Origin of the sequence: Ruegeria atlantica (assembly GCF_013033965.1) — a bacterium.
GTDB lineage: Bacteria > Pseudomonadota > Alphaproteobacteria > Rhodobacterales > Rhodobacteraceae > Ruegeria > Ruegeria atlantica_D.
The window spans coordinates 242,255-258,475 of sequence record NZ_WQFE01000002.1 but is presented as its reverse complement, the minus strand read 5'-3'; the positions used below and the strand labels follow the sequence as shown (position 1 = coordinate 258,475).

18 protein-coding genes and 1 tRNA gene are annotated in these 16,221 nt (G+C 53.4%); 13 read left to right on the top strand and 6 right to left on the bottom strand.

The features are described 5' to 3' along the window. The first annotated feature begins 176 nt into the window (after positions 1 to 176). Together GOW16_RS05165 and GOW16_RS05160 are read left to right on the top strand one after the other, a co-directional pair. Positions 177 to 422, top strand: a complete 246-nt coding sequence (locus GOW16_RS05165) for a helix-turn-helix transcriptional regulator (RefSeq protein WP_170411291.1) — start codon at positions 177 to 179, stop codon at positions 420 to 422. 108 nt (positions 423 to 530) lie between these two features. Continuing rightward, a complete protein-coding gene (locus GOW16_RS05160) occupies positions 531 to 2,873 on the top strand; it encodes a DUF5906 domain-containing protein (protein ID WP_170411288.1) in 2,343 nt (780 codons plus the stop codon). A 485-nt stretch (positions 2,874 to 3,358) separates the two neighbouring features. Here the strand turns inward: GOW16_RS05160 and GOW16_RS05155 are convergent, their stop codons facing one another. Both GOW16_RS05155 and GOW16_RS05150 read right to left on the bottom strand, forming a co-directional pair. After that, a complete protein-coding gene (locus tag GOW16_RS05155; RefSeq protein ID WP_170411284.1) occupies positions 3,359 to 3,901 on the bottom strand; it encodes a hypothetical protein in 543 nt (180 codons plus the stop codon). A 40-nt stretch (positions 3,902 to 3,941) separates the two neighbouring features. Further along, the gene (locus tag GOW16_RS05150; protein WP_170411281.1) at positions 3,942 to 4,571 is read right to left on the bottom strand and encodes a DUF4236 domain-containing protein; all 630 of its coding nucleotides are present in this window, start codon (positions 4,569 to 4,571) and stop codon (positions 3,942 to 3,944) included. A 236-nt stretch (positions 4,572 to 4,807) separates the two neighbouring features. Between GOW16_RS05150 and GOW16_RS05145 the strand changes: the two genes are divergently transcribed. From GOW16_RS05145 to GOW16_RS05110, 8 genes are all read left to right on the top strand, one after another. Beyond that, a complete protein-coding gene (locus tag GOW16_RS05145) occupies positions 4,808 to 5,077 on the top strand; it encodes a hypothetical protein (RefSeq protein WP_170411278.1) in 270 nt (89 codons plus the stop codon). After that, positions 5,070 to 5,300: a hypothetical protein gene (locus tag GOW16_RS05140; RefSeq protein ID WP_170411275.1), complete on the top strand. Its 231-nt coding sequence runs from the start codon at positions 5,070 to 5,072 to the stop codon at positions 5,298 to 5,300. Before GOW16_RS05145 ends, GOW16_RS05140 begins: the two co-directional genes overlap by 8 nt. Continuing rightward, positions 5,291 to 5,716, top strand: a complete 426-nt coding sequence (locus tag GOW16_RS05135; RefSeq protein WP_170411272.1) for a hypothetical protein — start codon at positions 5,291 to 5,293, stop codon at positions 5,714 to 5,716. The genes GOW16_RS05140 and GOW16_RS05135 overlap by 10 nt, the downstream gene beginning before the upstream one ends. A gap of 99 nt (positions 5,717 to 5,815) precedes the next feature. Then, positions 5,816 to 6,454 (top strand): hypothetical protein, encoded by a 639-nt coding sequence (locus tag GOW16_RS05130; protein ID WP_170411269.1) that lies wholly within the window; start codon positions 5,816 to 5,818, stop codon positions 6,452 to 6,454. Further along, complete coding sequence (locus GOW16_RS05125; protein ID WP_170411266.1) at positions 6,432 to 6,836, top strand: hypothetical protein; 405 nt, start codon at positions 6,432 to 6,434, stop codon at positions 6,834 to 6,836. The genes GOW16_RS05130 and GOW16_RS05125 overlap by 23 nt, the downstream gene beginning before the upstream one ends. Before the next feature lie 2 nt (positions 6,837 to 6,838). Continuing rightward, entirely contained in the window at positions 6,839 to 7,417 is a 579-nt protein-coding gene (locus GOW16_RS05120; protein ID WP_170411263.1) for a hypothetical protein, read from the top strand. Next, positions 7,407 to 8,189, top strand: a complete 783-nt coding sequence (locus GOW16_RS05115) for a terminase large subunit domain-containing protein (RefSeq protein ID WP_170411260.1) — start codon at positions 7,407 to 7,409, stop codon at positions 8,187 to 8,189. The genes GOW16_RS05120 and GOW16_RS05115 overlap by 11 nt, the downstream gene beginning before the upstream one ends. Then, positions 8,174 to 8,890: a hypothetical protein gene (locus GOW16_RS05110; protein ID WP_170411257.1), complete on the top strand. Its 717-nt coding sequence runs from the start codon at positions 8,174 to 8,176 to the stop codon at positions 8,888 to 8,890. Before GOW16_RS05115 ends, GOW16_RS05110 begins: the two co-directional genes overlap by 16 nt. Positions 8,891 to 8,907: 17 nt before the next feature. On the opposite strand, the gene GOW16_RS05105 is transcribed toward GOW16_RS05110, so the two are convergent. Next, complete coding sequence (locus tag GOW16_RS05105) at positions 8,908 to 10,473, bottom strand: reverse transcriptase domain-containing protein (protein WP_170411254.1); 1,566 nt, start codon at positions 10,471 to 10,473, stop codon at positions 8,908 to 8,910. 312 nt (positions 10,474 to 10,785) lie between these two features. After that, entirely contained in the window at positions 10,786 to 11,508 is a 723-nt protein-coding gene (locus GOW16_RS05100) for a hypothetical protein (protein WP_170411251.1), read from the bottom strand. A 152-nt stretch (positions 11,509 to 11,660) separates the two neighbouring features. Here GOW16_RS05100 and GOW16_RS05095 point away from each other — a divergent pair, with 152 nt between their 5' ends. Further along, positions 11,661 to 11,834: a helix-turn-helix domain-containing protein gene (locus GOW16_RS05095; RefSeq protein ID WP_254429689.1), complete on the top strand. Its 174-nt coding sequence runs from the start codon at positions 11,661 to 11,663 to the stop codon at positions 11,832 to 11,834. Between the two features lie 604 nt (positions 11,835 to 12,438). Here the strand turns inward: GOW16_RS05095 and GOW16_RS05090 are convergent. Both GOW16_RS05090 and GOW16_RS05085 read right to left on the bottom strand, forming a co-directional pair. Beyond that, positions 12,439 to 13,293 carry a hypothetical protein gene (locus GOW16_RS05090; protein WP_170411245.1) on the bottom strand — a complete coding sequence of 285 codons (855 nt, stop codon included), beginning with the start codon at positions 13,291 to 13,293 and terminating at the stop codon, positions 12,439 to 12,441. A 439-nt stretch (positions 13,294 to 13,732) separates the two neighbouring features. Beyond that, positions 13,733 to 13,808, bottom strand: a tRNA-Lys gene (locus GOW16_RS05085). A gap of 211 nt (positions 13,809 to 14,019) precedes the next feature. On the opposite strand from GOW16_RS05085, the gene dapF reads away from it, so the two are divergent. Then, positions 14,020 to 14,862 carry a diaminopimelate epimerase gene (dapF, locus tag GOW16_RS05080; RefSeq protein WP_170411242.1) on the top strand — a complete coding sequence of 281 codons (843 nt, stop codon included), beginning with the start codon at positions 14,020 to 14,022 and terminating at the stop codon, positions 14,860 to 14,862. Next, on the top strand, positions 14,859 to 16,115 hold the full coding sequence (gene mtaB, locus GOW16_RS05075) for a tRNA (N(6)-L-threonylcarbamoyladenosine(37)-C(2))-methylthiotransferase MtaB (RefSeq protein WP_170411239.1): 1,257 nt from the start codon (positions 14,859 to 14,861) through the stop codon (positions 16,113 to 16,115). The genes dapF and mtaB overlap by 4 nt, the downstream gene beginning before the upstream one ends. Positions 16,116 to 16,221 lie beyond the last annotated feature (106 nt).

Genomic DNA, 16,221 nt, shown 5'->3' with positions numbered 1-16,221 from the left:
ACCATGTTCGATACGCGCCTAATGCCGCGTCGTGAGACGCCGCGCACCGTTATGGTGGGCGTGAGACTAGCCTAGGGAGCGCCGCGCTGGAAGCGGCCCTAGGTGATGAGCCGAACCAGCGAGTATCAACGGAGGCCTCTGTCTGTTCATGATTGGACAGAAGGAAACCGTCGATTATGGCTACGTCCGAACTACGCGCGCTCGAACGGCGCATTAAAGAGCTGGAAATACGGCTTAACCTCCCACAACTGATGACACCCCGGCAGGTGTGCGAATTCCTCCATATCTCAGAACGCCAGTTCTACGAATGGAAGAAGGCTGGTGATACGCCTCCCGCAATCTACTGGTCAGAACGCACTGTGCGGTATGACCGTGATGCGGTGATGGCTTGGGCGAAACAGAAAGAAGTGGGGCAGGTTTAACGACCCGCCCCACATGATCAGTGATGCCGCAAGTACGTTGGATAACTCGCTTATAATCGAGCACGCGGCAACTCTGAACTTGTGATGCGGGTCCAACCTGAAAATGGAATGGACAAACATCTAAACGAATCCGCCGGTATTATGCTCCGCCTATTTGACGGATATGAAAAACGGCACATTGAAATGGGTGGCGAATTGGCCGCCAACGACAAAGGCAAAGTGAATGGCAAAACGCAAACGGTGTCGGGCCCGCTGACCACCCAATTGGTTGCACGTCACATCGCCGGTGAAAAGCCCGTTGGCGTTGCTCCCGTGCGTGTTGATAGCACGTGCACTTGGGGCGTGCTCGATGTTGATTGCTACGATATGCCCGAAGACGACGTTTTCGCCCTCCGTGAACGTATACATGCACGCTCTGCCGCTTTCAGAACAAAGTCGCGCGGTTTGCACATTGTTGTGTTCGTGGACGAACCCGTGCCTGCGAAATTGATGCATCAGTATCTAGTCGCGCTACGCAAACGATTGCCAAAGAAGGTGCAACAGAAGACCGAAGTGTTTCCAAAGGAAACGCAAACGGTGGTGGCGCCTGACAATGAACCAACGGCGGTCTGGTTGCCAGTCAACGGCCAGAAACGCGAGTTCGCTTGGTTGATAGATCATGAGAGTATGAAAGGTGCTCTCGACGAGATCAGCACGTCAATGTTGCTCGATCACATCGATAAACACTGTCGAACACCTACACAGATCGTAACCGATATCGTTAATGCTACACCAGCACTCGACACTTCGGAAATCGGCTACAAGGTGCCTGACAATCCAGCTGGACGAAACGATCTATTAATGAGGGTCGCTATGTCGATGCAGGCGCGCGGCTGGCCTGATACGGAAATGGATGCGGAAATTCGAAGGCTAAATGGCGACACTGGTTTCCACGAACTGTTCGTTGATGGCGCACTACCCGAAGCAGAAATCGTGAACCTGCTGCGTTCCGCGAAAAGACGCGAAAAAGGCACGCCAACACCACTCCACTATCGGTTGGTTGAAAAGTTCAATCGCGAATGGGCTGTAATGCGTGTCAACGGGCAGGTGGAGTTCCTGAACCGTGAAGAGGGCGAATGTTACGCCAAGAACGCGTTTCTTGATGCCACCGCACCCCAAATGGTCATGATGGGCAAACATCGCACGCCGATATCAAAACTCTGGTTGCATGACATCGATCGAGCCGAGTATCGCGGCATTGTTATTGAACCACCAGACTATAACGGCCCCGGCTTCAATGTGTTTAAGGGCTGGGCGTGCCAACCTCAAAATGGCAATTCAACGCTTTGGGAGGAATACATCCAAGATGTACTATGCTCAGGCGACGCGGCTTTGGCGCAATGGGTAATGACCTACCTAGCTGACGGCGTACAACGGCCATGGTCGCATCACCCCGGCAGCGCCCTTGCGCTACGCGGTGGACAAGGAGCTGGTAAATCATTTCTTGGGCGCGCGATACGTAAACTCATTGGCCCCGCACACGCGCAGCAAATAGCGGAATCTGATCGCATGTTTGCGCGCTTCAATCGTGGTCTGTTCGGATCAACATTTGTGTTGTGTGAAGAATCTTTGTTTGCCGGGTCGTCGCGACAGGCGGCAATTGCGAAGTCGTTCATTACCTCAGATACGTGGTCGTATGAACAAAAGTATTTGGCTCAGTTTGATGGCAAGAATGTCCACCGCATCATTGCGACAACTAATGACGATCAAGCTGTTCACATAGACCATGACGACCGCCGTTGGACTGTAATCGAGGTGCCCACGCGTTTTGATAGTCACTCAAAGGAAGCAATAGCGTGGTGGGAGCCATATTACCGGCTGATTGACGACAACCCAGGTGTTGTTCTCGACTACCTTTTGCAGTTTGAAGTCGACCACGACTTAATCCGCTATGGACACGTCACCGAAGCTAAATCTCGTGACAAGGTTGCTTCTGATCCGCTGTTGGCTTTGATGGACGAGATCGCTGAAACCGGCGTTTTGCCAGATGACCTTAGCGGCGCAGGCAAGGTATCAACCGCAACACTTGCGAGGGAATGCTATGCACGGGGAGCGTCGCGAAAAGACCATCCAAGGAAGTTTTCCAACCAAATGCGCGACAAGTTCGGCGCACAAACTGCTGGTCGCAACTGCACGTGGATTGAGACTGTACATCGTGGAACCGATAGCAATGGTATCCTGACAGTGACGCCGGTTTACTCGACCGATAGGCCGGGTGTGGTATTGCCTCCGTTGCGCGAATTCCGCCGGTTAGTCGCCCACAAAACAGGTAACACCTACCCAGAAGATGGCGAGTGGCGCGTCTACCAGCCACCTAACCCTGGGTACGACACCGATCCCAATGGCGGTGATCCTGATGCGGTTGAAAAGTATCTGACGCAAAGGTGGGTGCGAGACGAAACACCGTTTTAAGCCATCAATCGGCGCACATGGATGCTATGTGTTCTTTGTGCGCCGACTAACTTTATGATAGTAAACAATATTATCACATAGCGCACAAACACACATGAACTCAGCTTTGTGAAAGTGTGGCGAATGCAGGTATCCTTGCGGGCATGAAGTGATTGCACAAGTGTATTTCATTTCTATGTGTTCTTTGTGTGCTATGTGTGAAATCGACATAAAAACAATTAGTTATCATAGGCACGTAGCAAAACACATGGATGACATGTGCGCTGGAATGCGCTCCGACCGCGGCCTTGTATTAGCTCTTTCCGAAATCTCCGCCCACTCGTTGCGATCCGGTCGTAATTGGGCGGCCAATACCGCCCAACTGACAACTAATCAGTATTTCTAGCCTTATGGATCAAATGGTTAGATGGTTTTTGCAACGCATCTTGCAACAGGTGCTACTTGCCGGGCGGAAAGGTCAATTGAAATCAGGTTTAAGCTAAGCGCTAAGACTTATTTGGCCTAGAGGGTGCAATCTCATTTTGGGCAATTCTAAGCAGCTTAGGATAAAATCCATTGAAAATGTCTGCTGCTTTTTGAGCCGCTTCTGGCGGAAGATCGTTGTCGTCTATGATCTTAAAGCTGTGGATGAGTAAGTAGAACTGCTTGGTGAAGTCGTCGGACAGCGTGAGAAGATTGTCTTCGAACTCTTTTCGGCAATCAACCCATGCCGCCCATTTGGCCTCTTCGTCTTCTTTGCGACTATCGCTGGCGAAATACGTTTCGGGGTGCATTTGCTCGTCACAGTAGCCAGAAAACACCCTATCCGCGTGGTTGGATGCCCTTCTGAGGTGCGCAAGGATCGCAGTGTACGTCTCTTTTCGGAAATCCCAGATGCGGTCTTGCGCGTACTTGAAACGCTCGATCTCCGCCAGTTCACGTGCAGTCGAAAGTGTGGCGCGCTTGTTTAGATACGCACCCAAAAACGTGCCCAGAATCGCAAATCCACCACCGAGCAAAACGGCAGCTATTTCAGTTGATAGAGTCATTGAATCTGTCGATGCAATTGTCAGACCTAAGTTGGCAAGATCAAGTTTTTCGCTCTGCTGCGGCTAGTTCGGTGGTTACCTCGGCTTTTACCCTATCAAGTGCAGCAGACAACTTTTGCGCGCCTTGCTCATGCTCGCTTGCCAGTTTTAGTAGATCCCTTTGCGCCGATTTCAGTCTGCCGCTGAACATACCAAATTTCATGCCCTTGAGACGGCTGATGATGGCGCGTAACGCGGCTCTTTGCTCGTCGACTGAATCCTCGATACCTTGGTACCCTGCCATAGCTGTTTCAAACCGTTTTACCAACGTCTGAAACTTAGAAGAACTCGGCCCTCGTCCCCCTTCAAAGGATTCAACAGCTTTGTTCCAACTCGCAGACACTTTATTGGTCTTCGGGGATAGTGAATTGAAAGTCTTCGCCTTTTGGTCAAGCAGCTTACCCAACTGCATCAACTCGTCTTCGGGTTTCAGACCGTTGGCATTTGCCCAGCCTGTTTGCTTTGACCAAGAAAGGCCTGTCCCGGGCACCCCGACGGTGGTGCGTACACCTTTCGAATTGAGGTTCACAGTAGCACCTCGGCCACCAAGGCTGGTACTGACTCCGCTCTTTGACACGTTCAGCCGCACGCCGGGAGCAATCTTTATTCTCTTCTGGAAACGGAAGCCCATTAAATCCTCGCCTTCTACAATACACCTTTAAGTTTAGCTGACCGACCAAAACCACGCCAGTCACCACTTTTAGTTTTCCACCTAAATCTCCCGCATCTCCACCTTCTTCTTCGGAACATCGTCCCAAAGCGAGGTGATACGCATCATTCGTCGGACCCGTTGACAAACCGCGTGTCTGAGGGTGGTTCGATATTCCTTTTTCCCTCGGGCGCGCTTCATCTCCGAAGGACAAAGCGATGAAGATCAGCGCGCGTATTGAAGATGGCAACGCCATCCTGAGCCTCACCACCATTTCCAGCCGTTCCATGTTGAAGGTCAACGATGCGGACCGATTGGCTGATGATCTGGAACGTTTCCTGACCGATCCCGATGCCGAGGCAATCAATCGCCACTACCGGCTTGTGCCTCACGAAACAGGTCTGATCGTCCATGCCATACAGGGCGATTTCGACCTCCCTTGGCGGCACATCACTACTGTTGTGGACGGGCTGCGAGCCAATGTCTGATTGGCATTCACTGCCTCGAACTCAAAGCGCGTTGGCAGATGCCCAATTGCCGACGCGCGGGGTTTTCAAGATCGGTGACGATCCGACTCCACGCCTTGTCTATGTCGTCTGGTCGGAACTGCCAGCCGACTGGCAACGTCGTTCAGCCGAGAACATCGTGTATGCCGCGATTGTGCGTCATGTGACGCCCGGAACAGTTTATCCGGGGTGTCCATGGGGCTGACGGGAACAGACCGCCCGCAGACGCCCGAAGAGGCGTTCGTTGTGGCAATCATCATGCAGGCCTATCGCGATCTGTTTATGCCGATACAAAAGAACGCTGCCAGTGCCGGTATCACACAGCTGGAACAAGATCAGGCCATTTCATTTCTGACAGATCATCAGGGCGCGTTTGCGCGCCACCGAAATGATCTTTGCTCTCTCATCGGCTGGGATGGTGACGTACTTGCCGCCTGTATTCGCCGGATGATGGAAGGTGAAGAATTCCCCATTGTTTCGGACAAAAACGCGTCCTCCTTCCGAAAACATCTCCAAGGGGTCGAGCGTGTTCGGGTGCGTTGGAAGTACCTGAAATCACCGCCTAAAAGACCTTCTTCTTCGGTTGAGAAGACCCGGGAGCGGGACCGATTGTTGGTCTGAGCAACGCCGACGCACCGCTCCTATCTGTCCAGACCAGATTGAGCGTGGCGTCCCGAATTGCGTCACGCTCAATTTTGTTTGGAACCATAGGAGAATAACATGTCGGATGAGACCACGGCTGCCCTGCAAGCCCTGATCAAGCAGGTTGAAACGCTCACCACCACGGTGACTGATCAGCAGAAACGAATGGACGGGCTGTATGAGCACAACTCCCGTCTGCTTGATCAAATTAAAGAAGGCACACGGGATAGCACCCCGGCCAAGAAATCCATCGTGGATATTGTTCAGGAGGAGCGGCAAGAGCAGAAGATGCGCGATGCTGGCCTTGAACGTGCTGACGACGGAAACTGGTATCCAAAGGGCATCCGTCCTGCGCACTCCCTTACCCGCGAAGAAGCCCGTGACCCCGTGAAGTATCGCGAAGCGAAAGCCGCTGCTGAGAAGGCCGGGGCCAATCTGCACATCTTCGATCCGAGCACATCGGGCGACGCGCAGAACCGTGGCCGACCGAACACCGCAACAACGCGCACCTCCGTCGTAAAAGACGAGGATGCTTGCCGCGTCTACATCCGTCGCGATGTGATGGGGTCGTCCGATTTCCGGGCACAGTATCGGAAACTGCGCGAGGATGGTTTCACGCCTGTGTCGTGGGATCAGCCTGACGACCTTCCCCAGCATATGCAGACCAAACTGCGCCTGATGGAGAATGCGGCCAATGCCAGCGCAAGTGACACCTGAGGACCGCGCCTGCATCCAGTTCGCTTTGTTTGTCACCATGGGCTTGGGGCCAGAGGACGACATTATCGTTGCGCGCGACGGCCAGCACTATTTCTGGGAATCCGAACTGGTCAAACTCGAGCCGTCAGGAAGCCCGCAAGACGCTGTTGTCGTCACGCTTGCTCAGGTGATGAAACTGCACCTGCATGGCTTCGGGTTTGCCGAGCTGCGCGACGATCTCGTGCGGTCGGGCGTCGGGGAACAGTTTGCAAAGCGCGTTCATGATCATTTGGAATCTGTCTCCGTGGAGGAATGGGAGCGGCTGCGAGAGCGCATCGTTTGGTACGGCGACGATAACGTTGCCCCGATCATTGGCTCAACCAAGGTTACAGGTGAGTCCTGATTATGGCGCAGGGTGGGAACAAGAATTCGGGCCGTCGGGCGATTATCGACATGCGGCCTGACAAGAACGAGATCATCAAAGACATTGTGCTTGGACGGCGGTCTATGGCTGAAATCGCCCGCCGTCTCGGTGTCGATTATTCAACCGTACAACGCTATCGGGATGAGAAGATCACCGAAGAAATGCGCCGGGAAATCATGGCCGAGACACGCATTCAGGGGATTGAGGCAGATACCGAGATCATCAACCAAGACCGCATGGACATCGCCATGACCTATGAGTCCTTGGCGCGGCGGGTCGAAAAACTGATCACCAAGGCGGAGCAGAACGAAGATGACGGGTTTGCTTTGGCCGCAATGGAGGGGTTGCGGAAAGTCCTGCGCGATATTGCGACCATGCAGGGCAAGCTGGCCCAAAACTTGACGGTCAACGTATCTCTGGCCGAGTCCAAGGAATGGGTCACGCTCCGCACCATCCTGCAAGAGGTTTGTGACGAGGTGCCCGCTGCCCGCGAACCGCTGCTGCGCCGAATGCGCCACCATGTTCTGTCTGTCAGTCAGGAGAGCGGCGATGCCATTTGACGCCTTCCATGACTGGTGCCTTGGTCTCGAACGTGATCTCGACCCGGCGGCGAAGATAGCGCATTTCCTGCAACAGGAAATCCCGAACGCCTTGCCGGACCCTTGGCAGGTCGAGGCGATCACATCAGCCGCGCAGACAGTCGCGCTGCTGGTTTGCCGACAGGCGGGTAAGTCCTGCGTTCTGGCAACGCGCGGTGTTCGTGAACTTGAGCGCGGCGGCACAACCATATGTCTCGCGCCAGCAGAACGTCAGACACGCGAGATAACGCGCAAAGTGCAACTGTACCTGCGCGCGACCGATCTCGTCGTTGAGCGTGCGACACAGACAGAGATTGAGTGCAGCAATGGCGGGCGGTTCATTGCCGTTCCAGCGTCCGGGGCCACGATCCGGGGTTACACCGCCGATCTGCTGCTTGTTGATGAGATGGCGTATCTGCCCGGTGCCAACGGTGGCGAAGATGTTGTTGTCGCCTTGCTGCCGATGCTGAAAGACGATGGACAGACATTCTACGCCAGCACGCCCGCAGGGAAAAACAACCTGTTCGCCAACCTGTTTCTCGAACCCAAAGACAGCGTGCATCGGATCAAGGTGCCCGGAACGTCGATTCCCCGCCTTGCGCCCCGTGTCGAACGGCTCCGCGCCCAGCTATCGGCCACAAGGTTCAGGCAGGAGGTCATGTGCGAATTCCTGTCAGACGGCATGTCCTATTTCGACCTGTCCATCATTGAAAACGCGACCAGCATGGAGGGCGCGGTATGCCCGAGGATTTGAACCTGATCTATCGTCCCAATGGCGATGTAGTGAACGAAACGAACCAAGACCCAGCTATACCGAGAGTGAAAGGCTATGTGCGGTATTGGATCGGGGCCGACCTTGGTCAGGCCAATGACTTTAGCACCGTCTGCGTGATCAAGGATCAGCAGCTACCCATCTACGATGGATGCCAAGTCACTCTCGGGCAGCGCGACCGCACAATTGTCTATGCCGACAAGTTTCGCGGGGTGTCCTATGTGGATGTGGTCGATCACCTGATCAAGTTGCGCAATGCCCCACCATTCGGCGGTAAGTCGGATTTGGTCATCGACGGGACCAGTTTGGGCCGGGTCGTATCCGACATGCTGTTCGAACAGAGCGTCCCGCATACAGCCATTCAGATGACTGGCGGCTCGGACTACACGACCAAAGGCCGATACTGCAACGCTTCCAAAACCCTGATGGTCGAAAACCTTGCCGTGCTGTTCGCATCGGGTGAATTGAAGTTCGCACACGACCTGCCTCTGCGCGATGAGATTGAGGAAGACCTGGCCTCGTTCACGACGCAGACAACGGCAGCGGGCAATCAGATCATCACCCAATCCCGCAACGCGTCAGGCCACGGCGATCTTGGGATCGGGCTGATTGTGGCGGCTTTCGCCTCGCAGTATTTGACCGGGCGGGCGATACAGGTCCGCAGTTTAATCGGAATGTACTGAAAACCCACCTGACCAGATTAATAGTCAAACGCATCAAACAACGCAGAAACGTCAAATGAGGAATCATAACCGGGAGCCTGAACACCTTCCAAACCAAAGGTGAAAAAGTGCTTCCTTGCAGCCCGCCAACCTCTCACCAAACTAGGGAATTGAACCTCGACGTCATCATCGTCATCCCCTTCATCGCGCCATGCCGACGGAGAAATCCAGTTGCCTAGAATGAGTTCTTCGTTTGACGGAGTTGGGCAGTTTCTACCATACCTGCTTCGCAGTATTTGCCTTCTTTGAACACAAGCCCGACGGACCATGTTGACTGTCCAACCGTCCAGCGCTTTCAGTATCGTGGGGTCTTCAATCAGGCAGTAGAAACCCATCAGGCCGCGCATCGTCCTGAGTTGTCCCTGATTATAGAGAAAGTCTTGGATATCTTGCTCCTTGAGACCACCATAAAAACCTCTGCGAAGCTCATATATCAGGCCCAGCAAATCCCAATCGTAGCCTCGTCTTCTATTGGCTCTTCTGTGATTGAAGCCGTGATTTAGCGCGTTTATTAAGTAAACATTGATCAGCCGAGATACTTTTTGCTGTAGTTTCTTCTCAGTCTTTTTGGGAAGCGTAAGGCCGGCATCTTTGAAACCATAGCCTAGGTACGTAAAATCATTGATGGTCCGCACTTCATGCTGGTAGTCAGAAATCACCGCAATGCCGGGTGATTTTTTGCGGTTAACGATTAATCCGCTTTCCGCACAATGCCGATCAAAGCATCGCTCCAGCCGCTGCGCTTCTTCGTAGCTGCCACAAATCGCCACTACGTCATCCGCGAACCGTACAAATTTCCCTGACTCGGCAGACAGTTTTCTGTCGAGGTCATGATTTGCGAGGTTCGCCAATATCAGGGAAGCTGACGAACCTTGCGGCGTCCCCTTTACTTTGCGCTTGAACGTCGAAGTTCGGTGGCCTTCGGCATCTCCATATCGGTGATGAAGAAAGGCTTCAAAGATGTGCCGCTCATGGGGTGTCAAACTAACCGTTGTCCGGTCAGCGATCTTCTTTTTCAGATAGTTCGCGGGGATGTTGTCAAAGTACTTTTCGAAGTCGATTTGTACCGCGAACAGTTTCCCTCCTTTGTCAAAATCTCTCAACGCCAAAATAGCATCAAAGACGTTCTTATCCGGGTGGTAGGCATATGAGTGAGGGGACAGCCGTTTCTTATTTCTGTTTATTGTCCGTCTAAGCAAAACGTTTGCCACCGCAGCGTCTGGAATTCCAAAAGCCGTGACTTCGCGCTTGGAACCGTCCGGCTTGGGTATCTGGAAATGAACGGCGGGTTCGGGATCGTATTCTTCTCGCAGAATCTTGTGCCAAATCGCGGTCGCGATAACGTTGGCATTTCGCTTGCAATGTCGCGGATCAAAATGACGGTGCAGCGGAGTTCGTGACCGTACAGATGGCGACGCTGCTGATAGGCCGGTTCGGCGTTCAAACTTTTCCCGGTACTTAGCCTCTTTTTCCGCCTGCTGACGCTCTTTATCAAATGCTTTCTTGCTCAAGCGTTTGATTTCTGACCTTAATTCGTTGCGCATTATTTCTCTCTTAAATTTCGGTGGGGCGCATAGAGTAAGGGGAAACGGCAACCTTTGGTCGCCGATACCATCCAGTAGATCTCTCGAACCACTGTCGCCAATTCAGTTTCCCGAAAAGGTCGTCATCGACCCTATAAGGGCCAGGTAGATCACGCCCCACCTAGGCTTCACGCCATGCCAGACAGAAAGCAAAGCCTTCGGGAGGTGTCAATCTTAGATTGTAAACAGCTACTCCAATGATGCAGCCATTTACGCTTTACGCAGAAAACTCAAAACATTTGTGGCTATCAGAATGGCAGTGCCAGAGGACAATCACAGACCCAAATTCGCGTTAGTGCGATGATACTCCCAGATTGCACGATCCAGCGTCAGCGATGTCCAGTTTTGTCCTCTTCTTCGCAACTCCTTGGCGGCAAGTCGAAGTAACACTGAGGTTTGACGTGGCTGAGGAAGATTTTGCATTTGCAAGGCTTCGCCGATGAAACTTTGAACTCTCCTATCTGGTTTTCCAAGATCGTCGTCGCCAGCAAGCATCAAAAAATAGTCGAAAGCGATCCCACTAGACTGCCCAGGTAACCCTAAGATTATTGCCTCGGCAAATTCCCTGCGTTCTTGAGTCAAGTCCGTAAAACCGTCAATACCAGCACTTAATAACGCGCGGCAAAACAGATAGACTGCCTCCGCCTTCAAAATGCCTGAGCGAGAAGAAGTTCTTTGCCGATTTTCGTAGACAGATGCGGCCATTTCCTTGGGGACGATGTTTTCGCAAATTGCTACGAACTCATGAACGCTATGTTCACCGGGACCTCGAGTTTCACGCGCGGCAGCAAAGAGCGTCCAACCAGAAAATTGACAAAACCGTTCCACGGTATTTTGCGTGCTGCTGTAGCGTGCGCTGATTGAGAAAACTGCGTCAATGACACATAGGGGAAGTGAGGCATAACGGTACTCGCCAGCCAAGGCCGGAATCTCGAGATCAGTTTTCTCAATTTGATCTGCTAGTTCTGCGACCAAAGATATTGAGACAAAGTTCAAGGTCAAAGCCCAAGATGTCGACGATTAGTGACATCAAGTAGGCGCCTAAGTTACCGCCAGTCAAGTAAAATGTCACTGATCGTCTGTAGACTGATTGCCGACAATTGCGGCCTGACTGCCGCATGGACATTCGTTCTCGGTTAAGCTTAAACATGCGCAGACTGCGCCAGTCGAAAGGCTGGTCACAGGAAGAATTTGCTCATGAAGCTGGGCTGCACAGAACCTATATTAGCGATCTTGAGCGTGGAGCCCGCAATCCCACGATCACCGTCGTGGACAAGCTGGCAAAAGCACTGGGTGTCAAGGTCGGTGCTTTACTGGACTGACCGAGGATTGACACACGTGGCCATCAACAGACGAAAAACTCTGGTCGACTTGAGAGAGTTTCCCAGAGCGCTTGAACTCTCGAGAAGCCTATATCGCGAGAAAAAACACCTTAGCCAATCCCTCGAATGTGTGGAAATTGCTGAGTTGCTTGGCGTATCTAATATTGCAGTATGGCACGCCTATCACCGTGGTGATCTTGGTGTACCATCTCCTAACCCAGCAAGGGCAGAGGCATGGGCGCGAGGAGAAGCATATTACATTGCTCCTGACCGTAAGTGTCGAAAATGCCATGGGGAGCGTAGAATACCCGGTGACGATACGTGCTACGACTGTGCAAGGGGCCGACGCGACAAGATGCGGAGATCATAGCTTGGGAGTGGGCCTTCCTAGAATCCCAAGACTTCAAGACGAAACACCATAAGACCGAAAGAGCGTTTACTTTTCTGCAGTGAGTTTGACAAATGCTGGGGTAAATACACAACAGGGTGCAACATTTTGAGCGAGGATTATGTCAAACGGCTAATAAAACTCGTCGCGGAACTTCTCGCGATTGCCGTTACCGTTGTGCTCCTTCAAGTGTTCATCAATTGGGTCGGGTTCCAATCAGCGTGGCCCATTCTTGTTGTCGTTCTGATCGTCTTGCTCGTCGTCATCGCTGCCATGCGCGAGCAATAGGTCAGCCTGCTGTGGGTTTTGCCGCCAACTATGAACTTCTGTCACAGCGTAAGATTTATTGTACCACAAGCCACCTTCATTGACTTGGGTTACCTCAAGCGTAACATCTAATATCACTCCACCCGCCAATCGTAGATCAGTTGTGCCCTCAAGGATTTGATGCTTGAAGCGTTCATCAAGCATTTTTGCTCCAAACTCATGCCCATTCGCGAACAACTTCCACTGTCGATTGCTGTCGATTAGCGGAGGCTGAACAAGAACCACTTCCAACCGTTCCGGGACCACACGTGGCTCAGCCACATCTTCGTTTTCTATCGCAGGATGGCGAGTAGCGCGCTCCAGAAACTCATCTCGTGGCACGATTACTTCGGGCCTTTTGTCTTTATCGTTTGGAACAGCGGCAACCCCCGAAATCGCCTGATCTTGTTCGACTGCCTTAAAGAACTCTCTCCGAGGTGTTTTGACAGTTTCTGAACGCTCAATTTTCGACACGGCTTCAGCAATTCGGGCAATGTCCTCATCGGTTAAGGTTGTGTTCTCGTCAGCCAAAGCCTCGACCACCTCATCCATCGCTTTACCTTGAAAGTGTCCCACTGCGTTGTTGAATAGAGTTGTTGTCAAAATGATAGCAAGTGTCTTCAATCTATCGCGCGTCACGACTCCTCTAAGCAGAGTTATGATACGGAGACTTCCCTCTCCAGATGTCTCATAGACTAGCGAAAATTCAACGCCTGGCTCCATCAAATAGATGGCCTCACCAGCCATTTTCTCAAATTCAACCATAGCACGCCCTATCGCCCCGATTGTCGGTCGGGCATTAGGCTCAAGATCGAAGTAAATCGTTACGGGTTGCTCAATCATCTATTTGTAAACCAACGGTTATTGCACTTTCTGTCACTAGACACAGTTCAACCATGCATTGCAACAATTCACAGGCCGCTAACGCACAGAGTTACATCTCGTGCCAGCCGCCCAAGCCGACGCCCTATAATCACGTTGCAGAGTGAGCCAATTGGGCTAGTTTTCTGATACGCAAACTGGACTGTTTCATTCGAACTGTTCCATGGCTGAAAAAAATGGCTAGGCTCCCCATCTTATCCGGCGCGGTATTCAACAAAATGAGATCGATAAGTTAACGTTAGACGTTGCAAAAATGTTGCAAAAACCGAAAACGGGCAGCGTCAACGCTGCCCGTTTTTCGTTTCCGATCAATCGGTTAAAGTGGTGAGCCGTGCAGGATTCGAACCTGCGACCCACTGATTAAAAGTCAGTTGCTCTACCAACTGAGCTAACGGCCCACTCTTTTGTTGGATCTCGTCGATCCGTGGCGCTCTTTAAGTCATTTTCCCAACCGGGTTCAAGACCTTAATTGCACCTCGTTTCGCCAGAGTAATCAGTGTTTCCGGCGACCCGATAGGCGGCCTAATTAGGCAGGTGGCGCAGGGGGGTCAACCCCCTTTTTTCAGGAATCTGCATCGCAGGGTGGATTCCTTTCGGGCGCAGGGTTATATGCCCGCCATGCAAGGATTACAGAACACTGGTTTGCCCTTCATGAAGATGCACGGGCTGGGCAATGACTTTGTCGTTGTGGATGCGCGCGCGTCTTTGGCGCGGATTACCCCAGCGCTTGCGCGGGGAATTGGGCATCGGCAATTCGGCGTAGGTTTCGACCAGCTGGCTGTTATCGAAAACGGCGAGGCGGATGCGCATCTGGTGTTTTATAATTCAGATGGATCCACCTCGGCGGCATGCGGAAATGCCACCCGCTGCATTGCCCGCTTCCTGATGGAGGAGTCGGGCAAATCCGAACTGACACTGACGACCGAACGCGGCACCCTTTATGCGCAAGACGCCGGCGACGGCCTGACCTCGGTCAACATGGGCCAGCCACAGCTGAACTGGAACGAGATTCCGCTGGCTGAAGAGGTCGACACATTGGAGCTTCCGATCGAAGGCACACCGACAGCCACCGGGATGGGCAACCCACACTGCACATTCTTTGTCGACGACGCGGAAGCCATCCCTCTGATCGAGTTCGGTTCGCGCTATGAACATCACCCGCTTTACCCCGAGCGCACCAATGTGCAGGTCGCGCAAATCATCGGGCCGGATCATATCCGTATGCGCGTGTGGGAACGTGGCGTAGGCGTCACTCTGGCCTCAGGCTCGTCCTCTTGCGCCACGTCCGTTGCGGCCGCACGTCGCGGCCTGACCGGGCGCAAAGTACAAATTGAGCTGGATGGCGGGACGATCTGGATCGACTGGCGCGACGATGGCGTCTGGATGACCGGACCCACCTGCCATGTCTTCTCGGGCACGCTGACACCGGAATTCCTGGAGTCGCTGGGATGAGCGCCCCCAAATTCACGACGCTGGGTTGCCGCCTGAATGCGTATGAAACCGAAGCGATGAAAGAGCTGTCGGCGCAGGCCGGACTGACCGACGCGGTGATCGTGAACACCTGCGCCGTTACAGCTGAGGCAGTGCGCAAAGCCCGGCAGGAAATCCGCAAGCTGCGACGGGAAAACCCTGATGCACGGTTGATCGTGACCGGCTGTGCGGCCCAGACCGAGCCCGAAACCTTTGCCCAGATGGACGAGGTCGATGCGGTCATTGGCAACATGGAAAAGATGCAACCCGAGACGTGGACTGGCATGGCCGCTGATTTCATCGGCGAAACCGAGGCGGTGCAGGTCGACGACATCATGTCCGTTACCGAAACCGCAGGCCACCTGATCGACGGTTTCGGAACCCGGTCTCGCGCCTATGTGCAGGTCCAGAATGGCTGCGATCATCGCTGCACCTTCTGCATCATTCCCTACGGTCGTGGGAACTCGCGCAGCGTCCCTGCGGGCGTTGTGGTGGATCAGATCAAGCGGCTGGTCGACCGGGGCTACAACGAGGTCGTTCTGACAGGCGTTGACCTGACGTCGTGGGGCGCAGACCTGCCAGTACAGCCCAAGCTGGGCGATCTGGTCATGCGCATCCTCAAACTGGTGCCCGATCTACCGCGCCTGCGGATCAGCTCGATCGACTCGATCGAGGTGGATGAGAACCTGATGCAGGCGATTGCGACCGAGCCGCGCCTGATGCCCCACCTGCATCTGTCACTGCAGCATGGTGACGACCTGATCCTGAAACGGATGAAAAGACGCCACCTGCGTGACGATGCCATCCGCTTTACCGAAGAGGCGCGAAAATTGCGCCCAGACATGACCTTTGGCGCCGACATTATCGCCGGTTTCCCAACCGAAACAGACGCGCATTTCGAAAACTCGCTAAAGCTGGTGAGCGACTGCGAGCTGACCTGGCTGCACGTCTTCCCCTATTCCAAACGCGAAGGTACTCCGGCGGCCCGCATCCCACAGCAGGTGAACGGTAAACTCATCAAGGATCGCGCTGCCCGCCTGCGTGCAGCGGGCGAAGCACAGGTTACAAAGCATCTGCAGGCTCAGATCGGCAATACCCATCACATCTTGATGGAGAACCCGCATATGGGCCGAACCGAGCAATTCACCGAGGTCGCGTTCAACACCCCCCAGCCCGAGGGTCAGATCGTGACTGCAACGATCATCGGACAAACCGACACCCAACTCAAAGCCTGATCCGCTCTTCATCTGGCCAAAAATACCTCGGGGTTGAATTGGCCGCAGGCCAAGAAGGGGCTGGCCCCTTCACCGAGCAGGCAAGAAAAAACCCCCGCAACCGGAT